This window comes from Arthrobacter ruber (assembly GCF_002954225.1).
In the GTDB taxonomy this organism is placed as follows: Bacteria; Actinomycetota; Actinomycetes; order Actinomycetales; family Micrococcaceae; genus Arthrobacter_D; species Arthrobacter_D ruber.
In genome coordinates, this window is the sequence record NZ_PPTH01000004.1 from 1 (window position 1) to 23,102 (window position 23,102).

Here is a 23,102-nt window from a genome sequence, read left to right on the forward strand (position 1 = left end):
CCCGGAAGCTAAGACCCACAGCGCCGATGGTACTGCACCCGAGAGAGTGTGGGAGAGTAGGACACCGCCGGACAACCATTACAGGCAAGAGGCCCCACCACGGTGGGGCCTCTTCCCCGTTAACCACCAAACCCCACACATCAGGCGCGGCGCCGCGTTGGTCCCAGGACTGGTTGTGGAGGCATGAATCACATCGGGCAGTACACGCCATCACGATGAAGTGGAGCCCGATGCTTCGTGGTTCCATAGATCAGTAGCACCCACAGCAGAATAGAGACCCGTCGGCGAGATGTGCCGGCACCTGATGAGAGGACCGCGCTGCCATGGCTGAGCAGGAGCACACCACTGGACGAGACGGGGACCCCCGCCAGTCGGGAGGCGCGTCGGACCGAGGTCAGGGAGGGTCCGGACAAACGGAGCGTCGCCACTCGTGGGGCTCGAAGTCTGGCGGCCAAGGGTCCCGGCCACCGGCATCCCGTGGAAGTGACAACCGCTCCAAGGACCGTAACGAGGCGGGAACGGATCGGCCCTACCGCGGGAGTCGCTCGCAGGAGAGCGCAGGAGGGCAGCGGTCGGCGGCCGGCGGTGATCGCCGTGGCGCCCGCACCGAGGGTGGTTTCCGTGGGTCGAGCAGCGGCGGACCCTCCTCAGGCGGCAGACCCGTATGGAAAGGGCAGTCGGAGGCGCGCGGTGCCGACCGCGCCGGTGGCAGCTACGGTCGCGACGGTCAGGACAAGCAGCGGGAGCGCCCGGGTTACTCCCGCGACGGACGGCCGGGACAGGACCGGCAGGCTTCCGGTCAACGCTGGGGCGATCGCACGGGGCAGAACTCCGGCCGGCCGGCGCCGCGTTCCTCGGACCGTCCGCGGGGTGGCACCGAGGACGGCAGAGGCGCGCAGCTGCGCGGTTCGGCCTCCCGTGGCGCATCGGCCTCCGGATCGGCCGCCGACAGGCAGTCCGGCCATGCAGGAAGAGGCGGCGCGCCGGGCACCAGGTCCGGTGAGGGCCGCGAGCGTCCCTGGCAGTCCCGGTCGTCGGCGGACGGTCAGGGCGATCAGCGTCGGTCGTCCGACCGCAGCACATCCTTCCGCCGTCCTGCGGATCGCCAGGACCGGGGTCCCAGCGTCGAACGCCGGAACGACGATCGACGGGGCAACCGCTCGGGAGGTGGCACGCCTGAAGCGCCGCGGACACACAATGCGCGGGACCTGCGGAGTGCGAACCGGCCCGATCGCGAACGTTCACCCGAGATCGACGAGGACGTCAAGGGGGACGAGCTCGACCGGGTGACCCGCGCGCAGGTTCGCAACCTCGAGGAGCGCAGCGCTCTCTGGGTGGCGAAGCACCTCGTGATGGCGGGTCGACTGATCGACATCGACCCCGAGCTGGCGTTCCAGCATGCCCTTGCCGCGAGTCGGCGCGGCGGACGACTGGCGGCGGTCCGCGAGGCCGTCGGCCTGACGGCCTACGCGGCCGGCCACTACGGGGAAGCGCTCCGGGAGTTCAGGACGTTCCGCCGGATCAGCGGATCCAATGTGCACCTTCCCGTGATGGCGGATTGCGAGCGGGGCCTGGGTCGCCCTGACCGCGCCCTGGATCTCGCGCGCAGTGAGGAAGCCGAATCACTCGATACGGCGGGTAAGGCCGAACTCGCCATGGTGGTGTCCGGTGCGCGAGGCGATCTGGGTCAGCTCGATGCCGCAGTGGCCGCGCTGGAGATCCCGCAGCTCGACCTGCACCGTGCCTTCTCCTTCAGCCCGCGCCTGTTCCGCGCCTATGCCGCCGCACTCGATGCCGCCGGTCGCTCGAGCGAGTCCGACACGTGGCGCCGCCAGGCCGGGGTGGCGGAGAAAGCGCTCGGGCTCGATGACGATCTGGAACCCGACATCATCGATCTGGGTGAGGACGACGACCCGGCTCCGCTGCCCGTACCGAAGGTCTCGGAAGTCCTCGGTACGAACACCCCGGACGCGCCCACCGGTCCGGCCGACGACGACGCGACCGAGGTCACCGTCGAAGTCCCGACGGACGGGCAGGCTCAGCCCGGGAACGGCGTGACGACTGGTGATGCCGAGTGTGCGCCGACAGCTGCTGACGACGCCGGCGACGGTGCGGATGACATGGACACCGGCGAGGGTGCGATCGACATCGATGCAAGCGACGCCCCAGGCGAGATCTCCGTGGTCGCAGGATCTGACCCAGCGGGGGGCCCGAAGCCGAACCCGGTGGGGGACATGTCCCTGGATCTCGAAGCCGATCTGGACGCTCAGGGTGAGGATCGACCTGCTGCCGGGACGCTCGACATGACGTTCTCCGACGCGGACACGGCCGACGCAACGGACTCCGAGACGCCCACGGCCACCGATGACCCCGACGAGCCCGTAGCAGTCCCCGTGGACGCAGTGCCCGCCGGTGAGACGTCGGCGCCGGTCGAGGCCCTTCAGACGGAGATGCTGTTCAGCATGGACGGCTCGGGTACAGCCGATCTCCCTGCGACCGATGAGGTGGGGCGAGGCGAGGAGTCGGGCGAGCCGACCGGATCGGGTTCGGAGGACCAGGCCGGCGCAGCGCCTGACAGCGGGGCACTCCCGGACGAGGCGACGTCGCCGAAGCGCAAGCGCCCCAGCAGGGCCAAGGCGAGTCAGGAGGACGTCGTCGATGACTGAGCGCCTGATCGACGGCTTCGACGGCGTGCTCGCAGACCTCGACGGCGTGGTCTACGCCGGTCCCCGGGCGATCGCCGGGGCGACGGACGCCCTGCAGCGACTGGCGGACGAGGACAAGAGCCTGGCCTACGTGACCAACAATGCATCGCGATCCTCGGAGGAGGTCGCCGCCCATCTGCGGGAACTCGGTGCGCCCGCCACCGCGCACCAGGTGTTCGGCTCCGCCCTGGCCGGCGCCGAGCTGCTCGCCGGCCAGGTGGCCGGTGGATCCTCGGTGCTCGTCGTGGGCAGCGAGACCCTCGCGGACGCGGTCCGTGCGCAGGGCCTCGTGGTCGTCGCCTCGGCGCAGGACCGGCCCGACGCCGTCATCCAGGGGTTCTCGCCCGCGTTGGGTTGGAAGGACCTGGCGGAGGCCGCTTACGCCGTCGCCGCCGGCGCCACCTGGGTGGCCACGAACACGGACATGTCCATCCCGCAGGAGCGGGGCATCGCACCGGGCAACGGGACGCTCGTCGCGGCCGTCGCCGCGGCCACCGGGAAGTCGCCGTCGATCGCGGGCAAGCCCGGAGCTGCCCTGTTCGAGACCGCGGCACGCCACTCCGGCGTCGCGCGCGCCCTCGTGGTGGGGGACCGGCTCGACACGGACATCCTCGGTGGCAACCGCGCAGGCATGGCGACCGCCCTGGTCCTGACAGGGGTGGACACCGTCCGCACGGCCCTCGCCGCGGACGTCGGGGAGCGTCCGGACTACCTGCTCGCGTCACTCGCCGAGCTCTACGAGGAATACCCGGCGATCACGGCCGACGACGATGCCTTCACCTGCGGCGCAGCGGTGGCCCGGGTCCAGGCCTCGACGGTGCACGTCAGCGGTCGCGAGGACGACGTCGACAGCTGGCGCGCGGCGTGCGCCGCCTGGTGGTCCGCGCACCCGCACACGGTGCCGGGCGCCGCGCCGTCCGTCGAGTTCACGAGTGCCGCCCGGCCGGGAGCACGGCGATGACCGGGCCCGGGCAGGAGCGGACGGCGCAGGAGGCCCACGAGGCAACCCGGGATACGCCCCGCGGGACGGGCCAGGAGCCAGACCGAGGCACGCAGGAGGCACTCGGCCCCGGGTCCGACGCCGACCCGGGCGACGCGCAGGTCGGCCGGGTCCTGGCCCAGCTCGACGTCCTGGCCGACCTTCCCGTGGCGGAGCACGCCGCGGTGTTCCTCGACGTCCACGACCGCCTGAGCGGGCAGCTCAACCCGGAGCAGCAGCTCCGCCGGGCAGGAGCCGATGGCTCGCCTTGACCAGGAGCTCGTGGCGCGCGGCCTCGCGCGGTCACGGTCCCACGCCGCACAACTGATCAGCGCGGGACGCGTGTACCGCGAGGGCGTCGTGGCGCGCAAACCCTCCGCGCCGATCCTCCCGGCCGACACCCTGCTGGTCGAGGACCGCGGCGAGGACTACGTCAGTCGTGCCGGCACCAAGCTCGACGGCGCACTGCGCGCCTTCCCTGCGGTGGACCCCTCGGGCAAACGGTGCCTCGACGCCGGTGCCTCGACCGGAGGTTTCACCGACGTCCTGCTGAGGCGTGGCGCGCGCGAGGTCGCCGCCGTCGACGTCGGGCACGGTCAGCTCGTCCAGCAACTCCGCGACGACCCCCGCGTGCACGTCTTCGAGGGGATGAACGTCCGCCACCTGGACCCTGCGGACATCGGCGGCCGGGCGGACCTCACCGTCGCCGACCTCTCCTTCATCTCGCTTCGGCTCGTCATGCCCGCACTGACCGGCGCCACCGGGAACGGCGGGGACCTCCTCCTGATGGTGAAACCCCAGTTCGAGGTCGGCCGCAGCGGGCTCAACCGGCTCGGCATCGTCACCTCCGGTGACGCCAGGCGCCGCGCCGTGGCCGGGGTGGTGCGCAGTGCCCTGGAATGCGGATCCGAGATCGCGGGACTCGCGCAGAGCCAACTGCCCGGACAGGACGGCAATCTCGAGTACTTCGTGTGGACAAAGGTGCCGCCGGCGGGATTGATGCCTAGGATCGAGGGGGAGCTGGACCGGCTGACCGACCAGGCACTGAATGCGCTCTTCCCACCGCCCGGCACGGCTCGACCCATAGATCAGACGGAGCTTGATGAGTAGACGAATCCTGGTGCTCGCCCATACCGGCCGCAGGAACGCGATAGTCGCGGCGCAGGAAGCGTGCACACGCCTCAACGACCTGGGGCTCCAGCCGGTCATGCGACCCGAGGAACTCGCCGACATCCAGGCCGAGTACGGAGCCCTCGCCGCTCCGGCCGAAGCGCTCGGTGACGGCGTCGACTTCGGCGACGTGGAGCTCGTGATGGTCCTCGGCGGTGACGGCACCATCCTGCGCGCCGCCGAACTCGTCCGGGAGGCCGACATCCCGCTCCTGGGCGTCAACCTCGGGCACGTGGGATTCCTCGCCGAGAGCGAGCGAGCCGACCTCGCGGAGACGGTGCGATGGGTGGCGGACCGCAGCTACACCGTGGAGGAGCGGACCACCATCGAGGTCGAGGTCTGGCACGGCGGCACGCTGCTCGGACGCAGCTGGGCGCTCAACGAGGTGGCCGTCGAGAAGGCCGACCGTGAGCGCATGATCGAGGTGGTCATGGAGGTGGACGGCCTCCCCGTCAGCTCCTTCGGGTGCGACGGCGTGGTCATGGCCACTCCGACCGGCTCCACCGCCTACGCCTTCTCCGCCGGCGGACCCATCGTCTGGCCGGAGGTCGCGGCGCTGCTCATGGTGCCCATCAGTGCCCACGCCCTCTTCGCGAAGCCGCTCGTGGTCGCGCCCACCTCGGTCCTCGCGGTCGAGCTCCTCACCCGCACCGACGCCGCAGGCGTCCTCTGGTGCGACGGGCGGCGCAGCATCGACCTGCCCCCTGGCGCCCGCGTCGAGGTGCGCCGCTCGGAGCGGCCCGTGCGGCTCGCCCGTACCCGGCAGACACCGTTCTCGGAGCGGCTCGTGCACAAGTTCGAACTCCCCATCCAGGGCTGGCGCGGCCCCGTGAGACACCAGGACGGATCAGCCCAATGATCGAGGAGATGCGTATCCGCGACCTCGGCGTCATCACCGACGCGACCCTCAGCCTGGGCCCGGGGCTGACGGTGGTGACCGGTGAGACCGGCGCGGGCAAGACCATGGTCATCACCGCGCTGGGCCTGCTGCGGGGGGCGCGGTCCGACGCCGGCGCGGTGCGGCTCAACGCCAAGTCGGCCTCGGCGGAGGCCGTGCTGCGCCTCGATCCGCGCAGCCCCGCCGCCATGAGGGCCGCCGAGGCAGGAGCCGCCCTGGAGGAGTACGACGGCGTCGCCGAGCTGATCCTCGCCCGCACCGTCACGAGCGAGGGCCGCAGCCGGGCGTATGTCGGCGGCCGGGCCGCCCCCGTCGGTGTCCTCGCCGAGCTGGGCGACGAGCTCGTCGTCGTCCACGGGCAATCCGACCAGCTGCGGCTCAAGGGTGCGCCCGCGCAGCGGCAGGCCCTCGACAAGTTCGGCGGGACCACCCTCGAGGACGCCCTGCAGGCCTACGGGGACGCGTTCCGGAGGTGGCGCGATGCCCTCGCCGAACGCGACCGCCTGAGGAGCGAGGCACGCGAGCGCCTGCGGGAGGCCGAGAGCCTGGAAGCGGCCCTGACCGAGATCGGCGACCTCGAGCCGCAGCCGGGGGAGGACGCCGCGCTGAAGGCTGAGTCCATGCGCCTCGGGAATCTCGAGGAGCTGCGCACGGCGGCCCTCGTGGCCCACCAGGCGCTCGTGTCCGAGGACATCGGCGCGAGTGCCGACGCCGTGTCGCTGGTCGACGAGGCCAGACGCCAGCTCGAGGCGGTCAGCGGGCACGACGCCGACCTCGGCAAGCTGGCAGAGCGGCTCGCCGAGGTGGGCTACCTCCTCGCGGACATCTCCGCGGAACTCGCCGGTTATGGGACGGCCCTGGACGGCGAGGGTGCGGGCAGGCTCGAGGAGGTCGAGTCGCGCCGCGCGGCGCTCTCGGTGCTGGTCCGGAAGTACGCGCCCACGATCGACGAGGTGCTGGCCTGGCAGGAGGACGCCGTGAAGCGACTGCTCGAGCTCAGCGGCGACTCGTCCCGGGTGGAGGAGCTCGACGATGTCATCGTCGAGCTCGACCGGCAGGTCCACGAGCTCGCCGATACGGTGTCCTCGCTGCGGCGGGAGGCGGCGGAAAGCCTCGCGGCGAAGGTCAGCGACGAACTCACGGCCCTCGCGATGCCGGACGCCCAGCTGCTGATCGAGGTGACGCCGGCCGAAGCGCTGACCGTCCACGGGGCCGACGACATCACGTTCAACCTGCAACCGCATCCCGGCTCGGCCCCGCGCGCCCTGGGCAAGGGGGCCTCGGGCGGTGAGCTGTCGCGCGTGATGCTGGCCATCGAGGTCGTCCTGGCGGCCGTCGACCCCGTTCCGACCTTCGTCTTCGACGAGGTCGACGCGGGCGTGGGCGGCAAGGCCGCCGTCGAGATCGGACGCCGACTCGCGATGCTCGCCGAACACGTCCAGGTCATCGTGGTGACCCATCTGCCCCAGGTGGCCGCCTTCGCCGCCCGCCACATCCGCGTGACGAAGAACGTCTCCCGGGACGGCGAAGGGGGAGGCGTGACCGCCAGCGACGTGGAGGTACTGCCCGACGACGAACGCGTGCGCGAACTCGCGCGCATGCTCGCCGGCCAGGAGGACTCGGCGTCGGCGCGTGCCCACGCCGAGGAGCTCCTCGCCGATGCCGCCCGTACAACTGCTCGGTGATAGGCTTGAACTCCGTGGCGCAGCAAATAAACTCCCGGTTCCTGAAATCCGCAACGACCAAGCACATCTTCGTGACTGGCGGCGTGGCCTCCTCACTCGGCAAGGGACTGACGGCATCCAGCCTGGGTCACCTCCTGAGGGCGCGCGGCCTCTCCGTGACCATGCAGAAGCTCGATCCCTATCTCAACGTGGATCCCGGCACGATGAACCCGTTCCAGCACGGCGAGGTCTTCGTGACCGACGACGGCGCCGAGACGGACCTCGACATCGGCCACTACGAGCGGTTCCTCGACGAGAACCTCGACGGGTCGGCGAACGTCACGACCGGTCAGGTGTACTCGACCGTCATCGCCAAGGAACGCCGGGGCGAGTACCTCGGTGACACCGTGCAGGTCATCCCGCACATCACCGACGAGATCAAGCGCCGCATGCGCCTGCCTGCCGAGGCCGCTCCCGGCAAGAAGGCACCCGACGTCATCATCACCGAGATCGGCGGCACGGTCGGCGACATCGAGTCGCAGCCCTTCCTCGAATCGGCCCGCCAGGTCCGCCAGGACGTGGGCCGGAACAACGTCTTCTTCCTCCACGTGTCACTGGTGCCGTACATCGGTCCCTCGCAGGAGCTGAAGACCAAGCCCACGCAGCACTCCGTGGCCATGCTGCGCTCCATCGGTATCCAGCCCGACGCCATCGTCATCCGGTCGGACCGCGAGGTACCCGCCGCCATGCGCGAGAAGATCGGCCGCATGTGCGACGTGGACATCGACGCCGTCGTGAACGCGGCCGATGCACCGAGCATCTACGACATCCCCAAGACCCTCCATGCCCAGGGCCTCGACGCGTACATCGTGCAGGCGCTCGACCTGAAGTTCAAGGACGTCAACTGGACCAAGTGGAACAAGCTGCTCGAAGCCGTCCACAATCCCAAGCACCACCTCGAGGTAGCGCTGGTCGGCAAGTACATCGACCTCCCCGACGCGTACCTGTCGGTGACCGAGGCGCTGCGCGCCGGCGGGTTCGCCAACAAGGCCAAGGTCACGATCAAGTGGGTCCCGTCCGACGAGTGCCAGACACCGGAGGGTGCGAAGAAGGCTCTCGAGGGCGTCGACGCCGTCTGCATCCCCGGCGGTTTCGGCATCCGGGGCCTCGAGGGCAAGCTCGGGGCGCTCACCTACACCCGCGAGAACGGGATCCCGACGCTCGGGCTGTGCCTGGGGCTCCAGTGCATGGTCATCGAGTACGCCCGGAACGTCGTGGGCCTCGAGGGCGCGTCCTCGAGCGAGTTCGAGCCGGACACCAAGTACCCGGTCATCGCCACCATGGCCGAGCAGCTCCACATCGTGGCCGGTGAGGGCGACATGGGCGGCACGATGCGCCTGGGTCGCTGGGAGGCGAAGCTCCAGGAGGGCTCCGTGATCGCGGGGACCTACGGCAGGACCACGGTCTTCGAACGCCATCGCCACCGCTACGAGGTCAACAACGAGTTCCGCGAGCAGATCGCCGACGCGGGCCTCGTGTTCTCCGGGACGACCACGGACGGCAAGCTCGTCGAGTTCGCCGAGCTGCCGAAGGACGTTCACCCCTACTACGTCGCCACGCAGGCCCACCCCGAGCTGAGCTCGCGCCCCACACGGCCGCACCCGCTGTTCGCCGGACTCGTCAAGGCGGCCCTGGAACGCCGCGGCGCGAAGGTCTGATTATGGGGCAGCCCGAATCGCAGACCGCCACGTTCGGTGACGAGCAGAGCCCGCGCCGGCTCGTGGGGACCACGACGGTCTACGAGGGGCGTGTGTGGGACGTCGTCAGCGAGCAGTTCACCCTGACCCGGGACGGCGAGACGATTACCCGGGACTTCATCCGGCATCCCGGCGCGGTCGCCGTGCTGGTGCTGGACGACGACGGCCGGATCCTCCTGCTGCGCCAGTACCGCCACCCGGTCCGCATGGCGCTCTGGGAGATCCCGGCGGGGCTCCTCGACGAGGACGGCGAGGACTTCGTGGACGCCGCCGCCCGCGAGCTCGCGGAGGAGGCCGACCTCACCGCGCGACAGTGGCACGTCCTCGTGGACCTCTTCCTGTCCCCGGGCTCCTCCTCGGAGGCCCTGCGCGTCTACCTGGCGCGCGGCATCGGAGACGTCCCCGAGGCGGACCGCCACACCCGCACGCACGAGGAGGCGGAGATCGAGCTCATGTGGGTGGATCTCGACGCCGCCGTGGACGCCGTCCTCGCGGGGCGCATCCACAACCCGTCGGCCACGGCGGCCATCCTCGCCGCCCGCGTGGCGCGCGAGAACGATTTCGTCGATCTGCGCCCCGCCATGACGCCCTGGCCCGAGCACCCGAGCCAGCACCCCACATGGCCGCGCGGCGCCGTGCTCGAGGGCTGAGTCCCGTGCCGGCACCGGCACCCGCCGACGGGGACGGCCCGTTGTCCGTCCTCGTCCGGGACTACCTGCAGCACATGTCCGTGGAGCGCGGGTTGTCGGCCAACACGCTGGCCGCCTACCGGCGCGATCTCAGGCGCTACGAGGCGTTCCTCGCCGCGCGGGGCGTCCAGGATCCCCCGACGATCACACGGCACGACGTGTCGGCCTTCGCGCAGGCCGTCGCCTCCGGGGACGACGGCTTCTCCCCGCTCAGTCCCCGATCGGCAGCCCGCACGGTCGTCGCGGTCCGCGGCCTCCACCGGTTCTGGGCGCTCGAGGGGATCACCGAGGGCGACCCCGCCCGGGACGTGCACCCCCCGATCACCGGGCAGCGACTCCCGAAGGCCATCCCGGTCGCCGACGTGGTGCGCATCCTCGAATCGGTCGACACCGGCACGCCGTCGGGGCAACGCGATCGCGCGCTGCTCGAGTTCCTGTACTCCACGGGCGCGAGGATCAGCGAGGCCGTGGGGCTCGACGTCGACGACGTCTCCGTGAGCGACGCCCTAAACGGTCCCGCAGTGGTGCGCCTGACGGGCAAGGGCTCGAAGGAGCGACTGGTGCCCGTGGGCTCGTACGCCGCCCGGGCCGTCGACGCCTACCTCGTCCAGGGACGCCCTGCCCTGGCGGCGAAGGGCAAGGGCAGCCCCGCCCTGTTCCTCAACGCACGCGGCGGACGCCTGAGCCGACAGAGCGCCTGGACCATCCTGAAGACCGCCACGGAACGTGCGCAGGTGCAGCGGGACGTCTCCCCGCACACCCTCCGCCATTCCTTCGCCACCCACCTGCTCGAGGGCGGCGCGGATGTCCGCGTGGTGCAGGAACTCCTCGGGCACGCCTCGGTCACGACCACGCAGGTCTACACCCTCGTCACGGCCGACACCCTGCGCGAGATCTACGCGGCGGCCCACCCGCGGGCCCATGCCTGAGCCGGGGCGCCCAGGACCCGGCCTTGCGGGGCTCGGCACCGACGGGGGAGTGCACGCCGAACCGGAACGGCCGGGCGAGTGGCTCACCGTGGACGGCGTGGCCTACCGCTGCGTGGCCCTGTGCTTCCTGTTCCGTCCCGGTGACGCTCACGAGGATGCCCGGACCGGCGCTCCGCACGACTGCAGCGCCCCGAGGGAGGTTCTCCTCGGACTGAAGCGCACCGGGTTCGGCGCCGGTCGCGTGGTGGCACTCGGAGGGAAGATCGATGGACGCGAGTCGGCCCTGGAGGCGGTCGTCCGCGAGGTCGCCGAGGAGAGCGGCATCGCACTGGATCTCTCCGCGGTGCGCGAGGCCGGCCGCATCGCGTGGTCGTTCCCGGCGCGGCCGGCCTGGAACATGGCGGCCTTCCTCTTCACGGCCGATGCCGGGACGGCCACGCCGGTGCCGAGCGAGGAGATCGAGCCCCGCTGGTACCCCGTGGACGCCATCCCGTGGCACAGCATGTGGCAGGACGGCCCGCACTGGATCCCGCTCCTCCTCGAGGGGCGGAGGGTCGATGCCGCCATCGTGATGGACACCGACAACGAGGGCGTGGCGAGCGCCGTCCTGCGCTGACCGCCCGTCCGCCGAGGGCCGGAAGGGCTCGGTCAGCCCACGTGCCGCTCGTCGGGTCCGTCGTAGAGGCTCAGGGGCCGGATGAGCGAGTTCGACGCCGCCTGCTCCATGATGTGAGCCGTCCAGCCCGTGATGCGGGCGGCGATGAACAGCGGCGTGAACATCTCGGTATTGAAGCCCATGAGGTGGTAGGTGGGTCCGGCGGGGTAGTCGAGGTTGGGTTTGATGCCCTTCGCCTCGTCCATCGCGGTCTCGAGTCCGGAGTACAGGCCGAGGATCTCGTCGCGCCCGTAGTACTCGATCATGGCGTCCAGCGCGGACTTCATGGTGGGGACCCGGGAGTCGCCGTGCTTGTACACGCGGTGGCCGAAGCCCATGACCTTCTTCTTCGCGGCGAGGGCGTCCTGCATCCACGCCTTCGCGCGGACGGCGGCGTCCTCGTGGCTCTCGTCCTGGCGGATACCGATCTCCTCGAACGTGTGCATCACGGCCTCGTTCGCGCCGCCGTGCAGTGCTCCCTTGAGCGCGCCGATGGCACCGGTGACGGCCGAGTGCAGGTCCGAGAGCGTCGAGGTGATCACGCGCGCGGTGAAGGTGGAGGCGTTGAAGGAGTGCTCCGCGTAGAGGACCATCGACACGTCGAACGCGTGGACCACCTCCGCGGGGGCCTCCTCGCCGAAGGTCATCCACAGGAAGTTCGCCGAGTAGCCGAGGTCCTCGCGGGGCTCCACGCGCGCCTGGCCGCGACGGCGCCGCTGGTCGTAAGCGACGACGGCGGGGAACACGGCGAAGAGCGCGGCGGCCTTCTCCCTGTCCGCCTCCGGTGTGTTGTCGCCCGCGCGCGGGTGGCTCGCGCCGAGGACCGACACCGCGGTCCGTGCGACGTCCATGGGATGCGCTGTCAGGGGCAGGAGGTCGATCGCCGCGACGACGTTCTCCGGCAGGCTCCGGTGCGCGCGTTCGAACGCGTCGAAGGACGCTCGCTCGCCGGCGTCGGGCAGGTCGCCGTTCCACAGCAGGTAGGCGACGTCCTCGAAGTCGCGGTGGCCGGCGAGCTCCTGCACCGGATAGCCCCGGTACAGCAGCGAGTTGGTGTCGGGGTTGACCTTCGAGATCGCGGTGGTGTCCACCACGACCCCTGCGAGCCCCTTGTGGATCTCCGGTTCTGTCACGACTGCTCCTTCTCCCCATTCGGTCTCTCGGATCCGGGTGCGCCCGCCCGGTGGCCGCGCGGCACCTCGAAATTGAACACCGAGGAGTCGAAGCGGTTGTACCCCTCGTAGTCCACCAGTTCGTACAGCCGGCTGCGCGTCTGCATCTGGTCCACGGCGGCGTCCTGCGTGCCGTGGGCCCTGATCGAGTCCAGCGTACGCTCGGCGGCGCCCATTGCACTGCGCAGCAGCGTGACCGGGTAGATCACCATGGTGACGCCCACCTCCTGCAGCTGCTCGGCGGTGAACAGCTCGCTCTTGCCGAACTCCGTCATGTTGGCCAGGATCGGCACATCCACGGCGTCGCGGATGGCCTGGAACTCCGCCAGGCTGCGCAGGGCCTCGGGGAAGATGGCGTCCGCGCCCGCCCCGACGAGCGCGCGGGACCGCTCCTGGGTCGCCGCGAGGGTGTCGGTCCCACGGATGTCCGTGCGCGCCATGACGAGGAAGTTCGGATCGCGCCGGGCGTCGGCGGCAGCGCGGACACGCTTCACGGCCGTGTCGAGGTCGACGACGTTCTTCCCGTCGAGGTGGCCGCACCGCTTCGGGTTGAACTGGTCCTCGATGTGGCACCCGGCGAGACCGGCGTTCTCGAGTTCCTGCACGCTGCGGGCCACGTTCATCGGCTCGCCGAAGCCCGTGTCGGCGTCGACGATGCACGGCAGGTCCGTCATGCGGGCGATCTGCCCCGCGCGCTGCGCGACCTCCGTGAGGGTCGTCAGGCCGATGTCCGGGAGGCCGAGATCGGCCGCGATCACGGCGCCGGAGATGTAGACGCCGTCGAAGCCCTTGTCGCCGATGAGACGGGCCGACAGGGGGTTGAACGCTCCGGGGAACTGCTGGATCCGTCCGGAGGCGAGCCCGTCCCTGAAGGCGCGGCGCTTCTGCTCGGGGGTGATGCTCGAGTACAGCACGGCGGCCCCCTACAGGAGTCCCTGCGGCGCGCCGGCCGCGTCGAGGAGGCCGGGGCGGGCCACGATGTTCAGCCGGCCGAGGGACCCGGCGGGCAGGTCCGGCAGCTGCTCGACGGCGGCGAGGAAGCGATCGAGCTCCGCGTCCTCCACGATGCCTGCTGCCAGCATGCGCAGCTTGGCGACGTAATCCGCGCGGGCGAACGGCCGGGCGCCGAGCGGGTGCGCGTCCGCGACCGCGATCTCGTCGGTGATGACCCTGCCGTCCGTGAGGGTGATCTCGACCCTCCCGCCGAACGCCTTCTCCGCGATGTCCAGGGAGTGGTAGCGCCGGGTCCACTCCGGGTCCTCGAGCGTGGTGACCTTACGCCACAGCGCCACCGTGTCCGGGCGCGCTGCACGGGCCGGTGCGTAGGAGTCCTCGTGGTGCCAGCGGCCGTCCTGCAGTGCCACGGTGAAGATGTACGGGATGGAGTGGTCGAGGGTCTCCCGCGACGCGGTGGGGTCGTACTTCTGCGGGTCGTTGGCGCCGGAGCCGATCACGAAGTGCGTGTGGTGCGAGGTGGAGATGACCACGGAGGCGACGTTCCCGGGGTCCGTCACCTCCGGGTGGGCGCCGTGGAGCCGTCGCGCGAGGTCGATCCAAGCCTGTGCCTGGTACTCGGCGGAGTGCTCCTTCGTGTAGGTGTCGAGGATGGCGCGCTTGGGTTCGCCCTGCGCGGGAAGGGGCACCTCGTAGGAGGCATCCGGTCCGTCGAGGAGCCAGGCGATCACGCCGTCCTCGCCCTCGTAGATGGGCGTGGGCGAGGTCTGCCCGCGCATCGCCCGGTCCACCGCCTCCACCGCCATCTTGCCCGCGAAGGCCGGCGCGTGCGCCTTCCACGTCGAGATCTCTCCCTTGCGCGACTGGCGGGTCGCCGTGGTCGTGTGCAGCGCCTGACCGACGGCGTGGAAGATGACGTCTGCATCGAGGTCCAGCAGGGTGCCGATGCCCGCTGCGGCGGACGGGCCCAGATGCGCCACGTGGTCGATCTTGTGCTCGTGGAGGCAGATGGCCTTCACGAGGTCCACCTGGATCTCGTACCCGGTGGCGAGCGCGCGCACGAGGTCCCTGCCCGAGGCGCCCGTGTGCTGGGCCGCGGCGAGGATGGGCGGGATGTTGTCACCCGGGTGCGAGTAGTCGGCGGCGAGGAAGGTGTCGTGGTAATCGAGTTCGCGCACCGCGACGCCGTTGGCCCAGGCAGCCCATTCTGCCGAGACCGGGCCGTCGACCCCGAACACGGCCGCTCCCGCGCCGTGCGCGGACACCGGGTGGCTCAGCGCCTGGGCGCGGGCGGCGACGACGGGCGCCCGGGTCAGCGACGCGACGGCCACGGAGGCGTTGTCGATGATGCGGTTGATCACCATGTCCGTGACCTCGGGCGCGACCTCCACCGGGTCGGTGGCGACCTCGGCGATCTTCCAGGCGAGCTGCCCGGTCCGGGGGAGGTTCTCCTCGCTGCGGTGGACGCGGACGGGATGGAGTTCGACCATGGTGTTCCTCTCGGTGGGGCTGGGTGGTGCGGTGTCGGTGGAGCGGAGTCAGTGGCGCGGTGTCAGTGATGCGGTGTCAGCCTGGCCGCGCCCGTGGCGTCTCGGAGTCCCGCGGCGAGGCGAGCAGGTGCTGCAGGCTGTGGTGGAGATGCACCCGCATGGACGCCTCGGCGAGGTCGGCGTTGCCGGCGGCGAGCGCGAGGGCGATCTGCTCGTGCTCGCGCGCGGAGGCCAGGAGTCGCGGCGGGTTGTCGCGTGCGAGTCTCCGCACCCTGGCGAGGTGGGTGCGGATCGGCTTCTGCGCCTGCAGGAGGAAGCGGTTCGCGGCGGCGTCGTCGATGCACTGGTCCAGCCGCGCGACGAGGGCGTAGTACGCGTCCTGGCCCCCGTCGTCGTCCTCGATGAGCCGGCCGGCCCGGGCGAACTCCCCGGCGAGAGCCGCGAAGACGTCCCGGTCTCCCCGTGAGGCCGCCCGCCCGACGGCGGCGCACTCGAGCGGCAGGCGGACCTCGAACAGGTCGGTGACGGCCTCGAGGGAGATGGCGGAGACGACGACGCCGCGGCCGGCATGGGGAGCGGCGAGCCCTTCGGCGACGAGCCGGGCGAGCGCCTCGCGCAGGGGAGTCCGGGAGACGCCGAGGCGGGCCGACTGCTCGACCTCGGCCAGCAGGTCGCCGGGTGAGAGCCGCCACTCGACGATGTCCGAACGGAGCAGGGAGTAGGCGCGATCACCGGCCCGCATGCTGTGCCTTCCCGTCGCCCTGTCAGCGGCCCGAGCGGGCGCGCGCATCGCCTCAATGTATACACAGGACGGGGTGGACACAAGACTTTTCAGCATCCACGCAGAGAGCAGGCGCGTTCGTGTATACAGGACGCCGGGGCCTATCGCTCGGACACCGTCCGCGCCCAGCTGTACTCGAACTCGGGGCGCCCCCGCGTCCCGTAGCGGGGCGTGCGCAGGGCCGACTGCTGGTCGGCCAGGTACTCGAGGTAGCGCCGCGCGGTGACCCGTGACATGGACAGGGCCTCCGAGACCTCGATGGCCGACGTCGGCGCGGAGAGCTCCCTCAGGAGCCGGGACACCGCGCGCAGCGTCTCCGCCGAGAGTCCCTTGGGCAGCGTGGCCGTCATGGCCGGGCGGAGCGAGGCGAAGGCGGAGTCGACCTCTGCCTGCGTGGTGCTGGACGCCTGCTCCACCAGGTTCCGCCGGAACTCCCGGTAGGCGCCGAGCTTCTCGCTGAACGCGGAGAAGGTGAACGGCTTGATGAGGTACTGGACGATCCCGGAGGAGATGGCGGACCGCACCACCTGCAGGTCCCGCACGGCCGTGATGGCGATGATGTCCAGGGGCAGGCCGAGCCCGCGCACCCGGCGGATGATGTCCAGACCGTGGGCGTCCGGCAGGTTCATGTCCAGCAGCATGAGGTCCACGGCGATGCGGGTCCGGCCAGGCTCCTCGCCGGCCGGATGCAGGAAGCCCGCGAGGTCGGCCCCGCTCCGGGCGATGCCCACGAGTTCGAAGCCGGGGAGCCGCCGGACGTACTCCGCGTGGGCGTCCGCCGCCACGGGGTCGTCCTCGACGACCAGGACGCGGATGGCGCTCACGCCCGGTCCCGGTTCCGCGCACCCTGCGGCATCGCCGCACCGTCGTGCGCGCGGGCGGCCGGAGGCCCGGTGGCGATCAGGTGGCCGGAGTCTCCGGGCCGGCCGGGGTCGCCAGGGTGGCCGGGGTCGCCTGGTCCCGGCCCGGCGCCGTCCGGAGCGGCCACGGGCAGGGGGAGGCGCACCGAGAAGCGCGCCCCGCCGTCGTCGGTGTCCATGACCTCGACCGATCCCCCGAAGCGCCGCACCGCCTGCCGGACGAGGGCCAGCCCGAGGCCGCGCCCGGCGGCCTTGGACGCGTCCGCAGCCTTCGTGCTGTACCCGAACTCGAAGATCTTCGCCTTCTCGGAGTCCGGCAGCCCGTTGCCGCTGTCCTCGACGACGACCTCCAGCACCGGCGCCCCGTCGTCGTAGGTCGCGCGCCTCACCGTGAGGGCCACGCGCGGCTCCTCGGACACCGCCGCCTCGTCGAAGGCGTTGTCGAGCAGGTTGCCGATGATCGTGACGAGGTCCACGGGATCGAGCGAGCCGGCCTGCGCGTCGGGGGCGATGTCGGTGGTCAGCTCGATCCCGCGCTCGTGCGCCTGGGCCGCCTTGCCCACCAGGAGGGCCGCGAGGAAGGGCTCGTCGATCGCCCGGACCACCTCGTCGGTGAGTCGCTGCGACTGCTGCAGGTCGCGGGTCGCGAAGTCGAGCGCCTCGGAGTTCCGGCCGAGCTCCACCAGCGAGACGATGGTGTGCAGGCGGTTGGCGTGCTCGTGGGTCTGCGAGCGCAGGGCATCCGTCAGCGTCTGCATGGTCTCGACCTGCCCGGTGAGCGCCTCGACCTCGGTGTGGTCGCGCAGCGTGGTCACCGTGCCCAGGGCCGCACGGGGATGCCCGCCGCGTCCGGGAGGCGCGGGCGGGACGGCCGGTTGCTGGTCGACGACCAGGACGCGACTGTCGGTCAGGTGCACCTCGTCGTGCGCGCTGCGGCCCGAGGCGAGGAGGGCGCGCAGCGACGGCGGGACCGCGAGGCGCGACGCCTGCACGGGCTCCTGCGTCCCGTCCAGTCCCAGCAGGCGTGCCGCCTGGTCGTTGTAGAGCACGAGGCGCCCCGCGGCATCGGTCAGCAGCAGCCCCTCCCGCACCGAGTGCAGGACGGCGTCGTAGAAGACGAAGGTGCGCGAGAGCTCCGCGGGCCCCATGCCCAGCGTCGCCTCTCGCAGGCGCCGGCTGAGCAGGAACGAGGCCAGCGAACCGAGCGCCAGGGCGCCGAGTGCGATGAGCGCGACGAGGGGCAGCTGCGCGTTGCGGGCGATGGCGGCGCGGTCCACGGTGATACCCGCCGAGACCATCGCGCGCACCGTCCCGTCGTCGTCGACCACCGGCACGATCGAACGGATCGACGGGCCGAGCGTTCCCGCGTAGGTCTCGGTGTACGTCCGTCCGGCCAGGGCGTCGTCGACGGAGCCGATGTACGGCTTGCCGATCTCCCCGGCGTTGCGGTGGGTGAACCGGGTGCGGTCGGTGCCCATGATGGTGATGAAGTCCACGCCCAGGCGGTCCATCACCTCGACGGCGTAGGGCTGGAGGGAGGCGGTGGGGTCCGGTCCCCGGACGGCGGCCAGGACGGCCGGATCCAGTGCGATGGCCGTCGAGACCGCCATCATCCGCTCGGCTGCGGCATCATTGACGCCCTGCTCGGCATCGGCGTACAGGATCACGGACAGCGATGCCGAGAGGACGAGGACGAACACGAGCTGGGCCAGGAAGACCTGCCGGGCGAGGCTCCATCGACGCACTCCGCGATCCTGCTCCTTCCGGTTTCCGCCCGGGCCGGATCGGCACGCAGGCCATGCCGGTCCACGACCAGTATGAACTCAATTGTGACCCCTATCACGCTGACTGCCATGATCGAAGGGGACCAATTCAATCTACGCCTCCCGAGAAGACCCCTGCGACGAAGACCGTTCTTCGTCGTGGGCGCCGCGGGGCGGCAGACATCAAGGGAGATCACCATGGCCATCGCATCGTCGCGGTCCGAGAGTGGACCGGCGCAACCCCGCAAGAAGGTCGACAAGACCCATTTCCTCTACATCGCGGTCATCGTGGCCGTCGTCCTCGGCGCGATCCTCGGACTCGCGGCCCCGGAGTTCGCCAAGGCCCTCAAGCCGCTCGGCACCGGCTTCATCAATCTCATCAAGATGATGATCGCCCCCATCATCTTCTGCACCATCGTCCTCGGCATCGGCTCCATCGCCAAGGCCGCGACGGTCGGCAAGGTGGGAGGCCTCGCGCTCGGCTACTTCATGCTGATGTCGACCTTCGCGCTCGCGATCGGCCTCGTGGTCGGCAACCTCATCCAGCCGGGTGAGGGCCTCGACATCTCGTCGTCGAGCTACGACCTGCCCGAGCCCGAGGAAGGCGCGTCGAGCGGCACCGTGGGCTTCCTCCTCGGCGTCATCCCCACCACGCTGCTCTCCGCCCTGACGGGTCCGAGCATCCTGCAGACCCTCTTCGTGGCGCTGCTCGTGGGCTTCGCACTGCAGAAGATGGGCGACGCCGGCAAGCCCGTCCTCCGCGGGATCGGTCACATCCAGGCGCTCGTGTTCCGCATCCTCGTGATGATCATGTGGCTGGCCCCGATCGGTGCCTTCGGTGCCATCGCCGCCGTCGTCGGTGAGACAGGCGTCCAGGCGATCATCAGCATGGCGACCCTCATGGTCGCGTTCTACATCACCTGCATCCTCTTCATCGTCGTCATCCTCGGCGGCCTGCTGAAGATCGTCACCGGCGTGAACATCCTCAAGCTGATGAAGTACCTGGGCCGCGAGTACCTGCTGATCTTCAGCACCTCCTCTTCCGAGGCCGCCCTCCCGCGCCTCATCGCGAAGATGGAGCACCTCGGCGTCTCCAAGCCCGTCGTCGGCGTCACCGTCCCGACCGGCTACTCCTTCAACCTCGACGGCACGGCCATCTACCTGACCATGGCCGCGCTGTTCGTCGCCGAGGCCATGGGCACGCCGCTGGCCCTCGGTGAGCAGATCTCCCTGCTGGTCTTCATGATCATCGCCTCCAAGGGCGCCGCCGGCGTCACCGGTGCGGGCCTCGCCACCCTGGCGGGTGGCCTGCAGTCGCACCGTCCCGACCTCGTGGACGGCGTCGGCCTGATCGTGGGGATCGACCGCTTCATGTCCGAGGCCCGCGCGCTCACGAACTTCACCGGGAACGCCGTCGCCACGGTGCTCATCGGCAAGTGGACGGGTGAACTCGACCGCCCCCGCGTGGACCAGGTCCTCGAGGGGCACCTGCCCTTCGACGAGAGCACCATGAGCACCGACCACCGCTTCGAGAACGGCGCCTCGAGCGACGACGTCGAGGACGGGGCCGCGGCGAGGACCGAGGCCGCGGTGCGCGGCACCACCACCCGCTGATCCGCGGGCACGCCGGGCCCTGACAGGTCCGGCACACGACGGCGGCGGCGGCCCGGAGCACATCCGGGCCGCCGCCGCCGTATGCCGGGGACCGCTGCGGGGACGCCGCCGCCTCCGGTCACCGGTCCGATCGCCGGTGCAGCTTCGACCTCAGGTTGAGGATCAAGGCTCGGGGTCGCTCGGGGTCAGGCTTCGCGGCCGCCGGTGCGGGCGTTGTACCGTTGACTAGAAGAGAAGCCACTCGGCTGCCGATCGTCGACCGGCCCGCACCGATTCTGATGGAAGCGTGGAGAAATACGTGAGTAGTGAACAGGGTTCCACAACTCTGCCCAGCGCAGTGGACGCGGGATTCGGCCCCACCGGCCGCCCTGTGACGGAGTTCCCTGAACCCAGGATCCTCGACTCGCACGGCCCGGCCAGGGTCATCGCGATGGTCAACCAGAAGGGCGGGGTCGGCAAGACGACGTCGACCATCAACCTCGGTGCCGCGCTCGCCGAGGCCGGCCGCAAGGTGCTGCTCGTCGACTTCGACCCGCAGGGCGCGCTCTCCGCGGGCCTCGGCACCAATCCGCACGAGCTCGACGTGACGGTGTACAACGTGCTGATGGACCGCAAGGTCTCCATCCAGGACGCCATCCAGCACACCGCGATCGAGAACATCGACCTGCTGCCCGCCAATATCGACCTGTCCGCGGCCGAGGTGCAGCTGGTCAACGAGGTGGCGCGCGAGCAGGTCCTCGACCGCGCGCTGCGCAAGGTCTCGGACGACTACGACGTCATCCTCATCGACTGCCAGCCCTCCCTCGGTCTCCTCACTGTGAACGCCCTCACGGCCGCGCACGGTGTTATCATCCCGCTCATCTGCGAGTTCTTCGCCCTGCGCGCGGTGGCGCTCCTGGTCGAGACCATCGAGAAGGTCCAGGACCGGCTCAACCCGCGCCTGCAGATCGACGGCGTTCTCGCCACGATGTACGACGCACGGACCCTGCACAGCCGCGAGGTGATCGCGCGCCTCGTCGAGGCATTCGGGGACAAGGTCTTCGAGACCGTCATCAAGCGCACCATCAAGTTCGCGGACGCCACCGTGGCCGCCGAGCCCATCACCTCCTATGCGGCGAACCACTCGGGCGCCGATGCCTACCGCAGTCTCGCGAAGGAGCTCATCAGCAGGGGCGGAGCACCCTAGTGCCGGCACCCTCCGGGTCCGCCCGGGTCCCGTAGGTGGCCGACCAGACGGTGTTCGAGGTGCAGCTGACCAACTTCAGCGGCCCGTTCGACCTGCTGCTGAACCTCATCTCTCGGCGCGAGCTCGACATCACGGAGATCGCGCTGGCGCAGGTCACCGACGAGTTCATCGCGCACATCCGCCGTATCCAGGCCGCCGAGGGCGAATGGAGGCTCGACGAGGCGAGCGAGTTCCTCGTCGTCGCCGCCACGCTCCTCGACCTGAAGGCCGCCCGGCTCCTGCCCGTCGGGGCCGTCGAGGACGAGGAGGACATCGCGCTCCTCGAGGCCCGGGACCTGCTGTTCGCCCGGCTCCTGCAGTACCGGGCGTTCAAGGAGATGGCCCGCCAGCTCGCGGCACGACTGGAGGAGGAGGACGCCCGCCACGCACGCCTGGTGCCCCTCGAGCCCTCCTTCACCCGCCTGCTGCCGGAGCTGATCTGGAAGCACTCGCCGCAGGACTTCGCCGCGCTCGCCGCGAAGGTCCTCGCCCCGCGGCAGGAGCCGTCGGCCGAGGTCGGCCTCACGCACCTGCATGCGCCGCCCGTCAGTGTCCGCGACCAGGCGCAGATCCTGCAGGACCAGCTGCGCACCAGGGGCCCGCTGACCTTCCGGCAGCTCACCGAGGACGCCGGATCGCGCATGGTGCTCGTGGTCCGGTTCCTCGCCCTGCTGGAGCTGTTCCGCGACGGGGCCGTGTCGTTCGAGCAGGCGGCGCCGCTGTCGGAGCTGCTGGTGGGGTGGAGCGCGAAGGACGGCGTGTGGACCGCCGACCTGCCGGCGGAGGACTTCGAGGACGGCCCGGACCTCGTGCACGGGAGAGGAGCGGACCATGGATGAACCGGACGGGACGGACGACGTGCGGGAGGACGGACAGGACCTGCCGGTCGAGGAGCTGCCCGGAGGACTGCGCGGCGCCGTCGAGGCCGTCCTCATGGTGGCCGACCGGCCGGTCGCCGAGGGTCAGCTCGCGGCAGTGCTCGATCGCCCGGTCGAGCAGGTGCACGCCGTCCTCGTGGGACTGCAGCGCGAGTACGACGGCTATACTGGGCCAGGCCCCCGAAGCACCGACGCTCCATCGCCACGCGGTTTCGAGCTGCGGACCATCGCCGGCGGGTGGCGCATCTTCTCCCGGAAGCACTTCGCGTCCGTCGTCGCCGACTTCGTGCTCGACGGCCAGTCAGCCCGGCTGTCGCAGGCGGCGCTCGAGACCCTGGCGGTCATCGCGTACCGCCAGCCCGTATCCCGCGCCCGGGTCTCCGCGATCCGTGGCGTCACCGTGGATTCCGTGGTCCGTACCCTGCTCCAGCGCGGGCTGGTTGTCGAGATGGAGACCGATCCGGAGACCGGAGCGGTGCTTTATGGGACCACTCCGCTCTTTCTGGAAAGATTGGGGCTGGGCAGCGTCGACGAATTGCCCCGGATCGCTCCCCACCTGCCGGGCCTCGAGAGCCTTGGGGAGTATGACGAGACGACGTACTGAGCACTACCTACACGAAGGATTTTCTCCATGACACAGCCGCCAGGATCCGGTTCCGGACGCAACACGCCGCGCCGCGGCGGATCGGCCGGACGCCCCGACGGTGCCCGCGGCAGGGGCGCATCCCCCCGCAACGGCTCCGGGCAGGGCGGCGCAGGACGGACCGGCGAGGGCAGGCCCTTCTCCGAGCGCGGGGAGCGCACCGGCGGTCGTCCCGGTGAGGGCCGCTCGTTCCCCGACCGCGGTGAGCGCCGCGGCGGTCGTCCGGCGGCCCCGCGTTCCGCCGCCGATCGCGGCCGGGAGGGCGGCCGGTCGTCC

The 23,102-nt window shown here is 70.9% G+C and carries 20 protein-coding genes and 1 pseudogene; 15 read left to right on the forward strand and 6 right to left on the reverse strand.

Annotated features, from left to right (window positions below; genetic code table 11):
• Positions 1-1,286 precede the first annotated feature (1,286 nt).
• From CI785_RS17390 to CI785_RS00075, 10 genes are read left to right on the forward strand one after another with little or no spacing between them, the layout of a single operon-like run.
• Positions 1,287-2,666, forward strand: coding sequence for a hypothetical protein (locus CI785_RS17390; RefSeq protein ID WP_240614905.1), 1,380 nt, complete (start codon positions 1,287-1,289; stop codon positions 2,664-2,666).
• Entirely contained in the window at positions 2,659-3,666 is a 1,008-nt protein-coding gene (locus tag CI785_RS00035) for an HAD-IIA family hydrolase (protein ID WP_170068195.1), read from the forward strand. Before CI785_RS17390 ends, CI785_RS00035 begins: the two co-directional genes overlap by 8 nt.
• The gene (locus CI785_RS00040) at positions 3,663-3,956 is read left to right on the forward strand and encodes a hypothetical protein (protein ID WP_105030071.1); all 294 of its coding nucleotides are present in this window, start codon (positions 3,663-3,665) and stop codon (positions 3,954-3,956) included. Before CI785_RS00035 ends, CI785_RS00040 begins: the two co-directional genes overlap by 4 nt.
• On the forward strand, positions 3,943-4,794 hold the full coding sequence (locus CI785_RS00045; protein WP_105030072.1) for a TlyA family RNA methyltransferase: 852 nt from the start codon (positions 3,943-3,945) through the stop codon (positions 4,792-4,794). The genes CI785_RS00040 and CI785_RS00045 overlap by 14 nt, the downstream gene beginning before the upstream one ends.
• Positions 4,787-5,713 (forward strand): NAD kinase, encoded by a 927-nt coding sequence (locus CI785_RS00050; RefSeq protein ID WP_105030073.1) that lies wholly within the window; start codon positions 4,787-4,789, stop codon positions 5,711-5,713. The genes CI785_RS00045 and CI785_RS00050 overlap by 8 nt, the downstream gene beginning before the upstream one ends.
• The gene (gene recN, locus CI785_RS00055) at positions 5,710-7,437 is read left to right on the forward strand and encodes a DNA repair protein RecN (protein WP_105030074.1); all 1,728 of its coding nucleotides are present in this window, start codon (positions 5,710-5,712) and stop codon (positions 7,435-7,437) included. Before CI785_RS00050 ends, recN begins: the two co-directional genes overlap by 4 nt.
• A complete protein-coding gene (locus tag CI785_RS00060) occupies positions 7,434-9,134 on the forward strand; it encodes a CTP synthase (protein WP_105030075.1) in 1,701 nt (566 codons plus the stop codon). Before recN ends, CI785_RS00060 begins: the two co-directional genes overlap by 4 nt.
• A 2-nt stretch (positions 9,135-9,136) precedes the next feature.
• Positions 9,137-9,823, forward strand: coding sequence for an NUDIX domain-containing protein (locus CI785_RS00065; protein ID WP_105030076.1), 687 nt, complete (start codon positions 9,137-9,139; stop codon positions 9,821-9,823).
• A complete protein-coding gene (gene xerD / locus CI785_RS00070) occupies positions 9,793-10,791 on the forward strand; it encodes a site-specific tyrosine recombinase XerD (protein WP_105030077.1) in 999 nt (332 codons plus the stop codon). Before CI785_RS00065 ends, xerD begins: the two co-directional genes overlap by 31 nt.
• Before the next feature lie 49 nt (positions 10,792-10,840).
• Positions 10,841-11,407 carry an 8-oxo-dGTP diphosphatase gene (locus CI785_RS00075; RefSeq protein ID WP_240614907.1) on the forward strand — a complete coding sequence of 189 codons (567 nt, stop codon included), beginning with the start codon at positions 10,841-10,843 and terminating at the stop codon, positions 11,405-11,407.
• Positions 11,408-11,439: 32 nt separating this feature from the next.
• Here CI785_RS00075 and CI785_RS00080 read toward each other — a convergent pair whose 3' ends face one another.
• From CI785_RS00080 to CI785_RS00105, 6 genes are all read right to left on the reverse strand, one after another.
• Positions 11,440-12,579 (reverse strand): bifunctional 2-methylcitrate synthase/citrate synthase, encoded by a 1,140-nt coding sequence (locus CI785_RS00080; RefSeq protein ID WP_105030079.1) that lies wholly within the window; start codon positions 12,577-12,579, stop codon positions 11,440-11,442.
• Complete coding sequence (gene prpB / locus CI785_RS00085; RefSeq protein WP_105030080.1) at positions 12,576-13,532, reverse strand: methylisocitrate lyase; 957 nt, start codon at positions 13,530-13,532, stop codon at positions 12,576-12,578. Before prpB ends, CI785_RS00080 begins: the two co-directional genes overlap by 4 nt.
• Before the next feature lie 9 nt (positions 13,533-13,541).
• The gene (locus tag CI785_RS00090; protein ID WP_105030081.1) at positions 13,542-15,062 is read right to left on the reverse strand and encodes an MmgE/PrpD family protein; all 1,521 of its coding nucleotides are present in this window, start codon (positions 15,060-15,062) and stop codon (positions 13,542-13,544) included.
• Between the two features lie 76 nt (positions 15,063-15,138).
• Entirely contained in the window at positions 15,139-15,804 is a 666-nt protein-coding gene (locus tag CI785_RS00095; protein ID WP_105030082.1) for a GntR family transcriptional regulator, read from the reverse strand.
• A 140-nt stretch (positions 15,805-15,944) separates the two neighbouring features.
• Positions 15,945-16,667 carry a response regulator gene (locus CI785_RS00100; RefSeq protein ID WP_105030083.1) on the reverse strand — a complete coding sequence of 241 codons (723 nt, stop codon included), beginning with the start codon at positions 16,665-16,667 and terminating at the stop codon, positions 15,945-15,947.
• A complete protein-coding gene (locus CI785_RS00105; protein ID WP_105030084.1) occupies positions 16,664-18,448 on the reverse strand; it encodes a sensor histidine kinase in 1,785 nt (594 codons plus the stop codon). Before CI785_RS00105 ends, CI785_RS00100 begins: the two co-directional genes overlap by 4 nt.
• Positions 18,449-18,664: 216 nt before the next feature.
• Here CI785_RS00105 and CI785_RS00110 point away from each other — a divergent pair, with 216 nt between their 5' ends.
• The 5 genes and pseudogenes from CI785_RS00110 to CI785_RS16880 form a co-directional block, all read left to right on the forward strand.
• Positions 18,665-20,080: a cation:dicarboxylate symporter family transporter gene (locus CI785_RS00110; protein ID WP_105030085.1), complete on the forward strand. Its 1,416-nt coding sequence runs from the start codon at positions 18,665-18,667 to the stop codon at positions 20,078-20,080.
• Positions 20,081-20,378: 298 nt separating this feature from the next.
• Entirely contained in the window at positions 20,379-21,266 is an 888-nt protein-coding gene (locus CI785_RS00115) for a ParA family protein (RefSeq protein WP_105030089.1), read from the forward strand.
• A gap of 35 nt (positions 21,267-21,301) precedes the next feature.
• Positions 21,302-22,144 carry a segregation and condensation protein A gene (locus tag CI785_RS00120; RefSeq protein ID WP_105030086.1) on the forward strand — a complete coding sequence of 281 codons (843 nt, stop codon included), beginning with the start codon at positions 21,302-21,304 and terminating at the stop codon, positions 22,142-22,144.
• On the forward strand, positions 22,137-22,787 hold the full coding sequence (gene scpB, locus CI785_RS00125; RefSeq protein ID WP_105030087.1) for an SMC-Scp complex subunit ScpB: 651 nt from the start codon (positions 22,137-22,139) through the stop codon (positions 22,785-22,787). The genes CI785_RS00120 and scpB overlap by 8 nt, the downstream gene beginning before the upstream one ends.
• 27 nt (positions 22,788-22,814) lie before the next feature.
• Positions 22,815-23,102 (forward strand): annotated as a pseudogene (locus CI785_RS16880) (hypothetical protein); the annotation flags it as partial.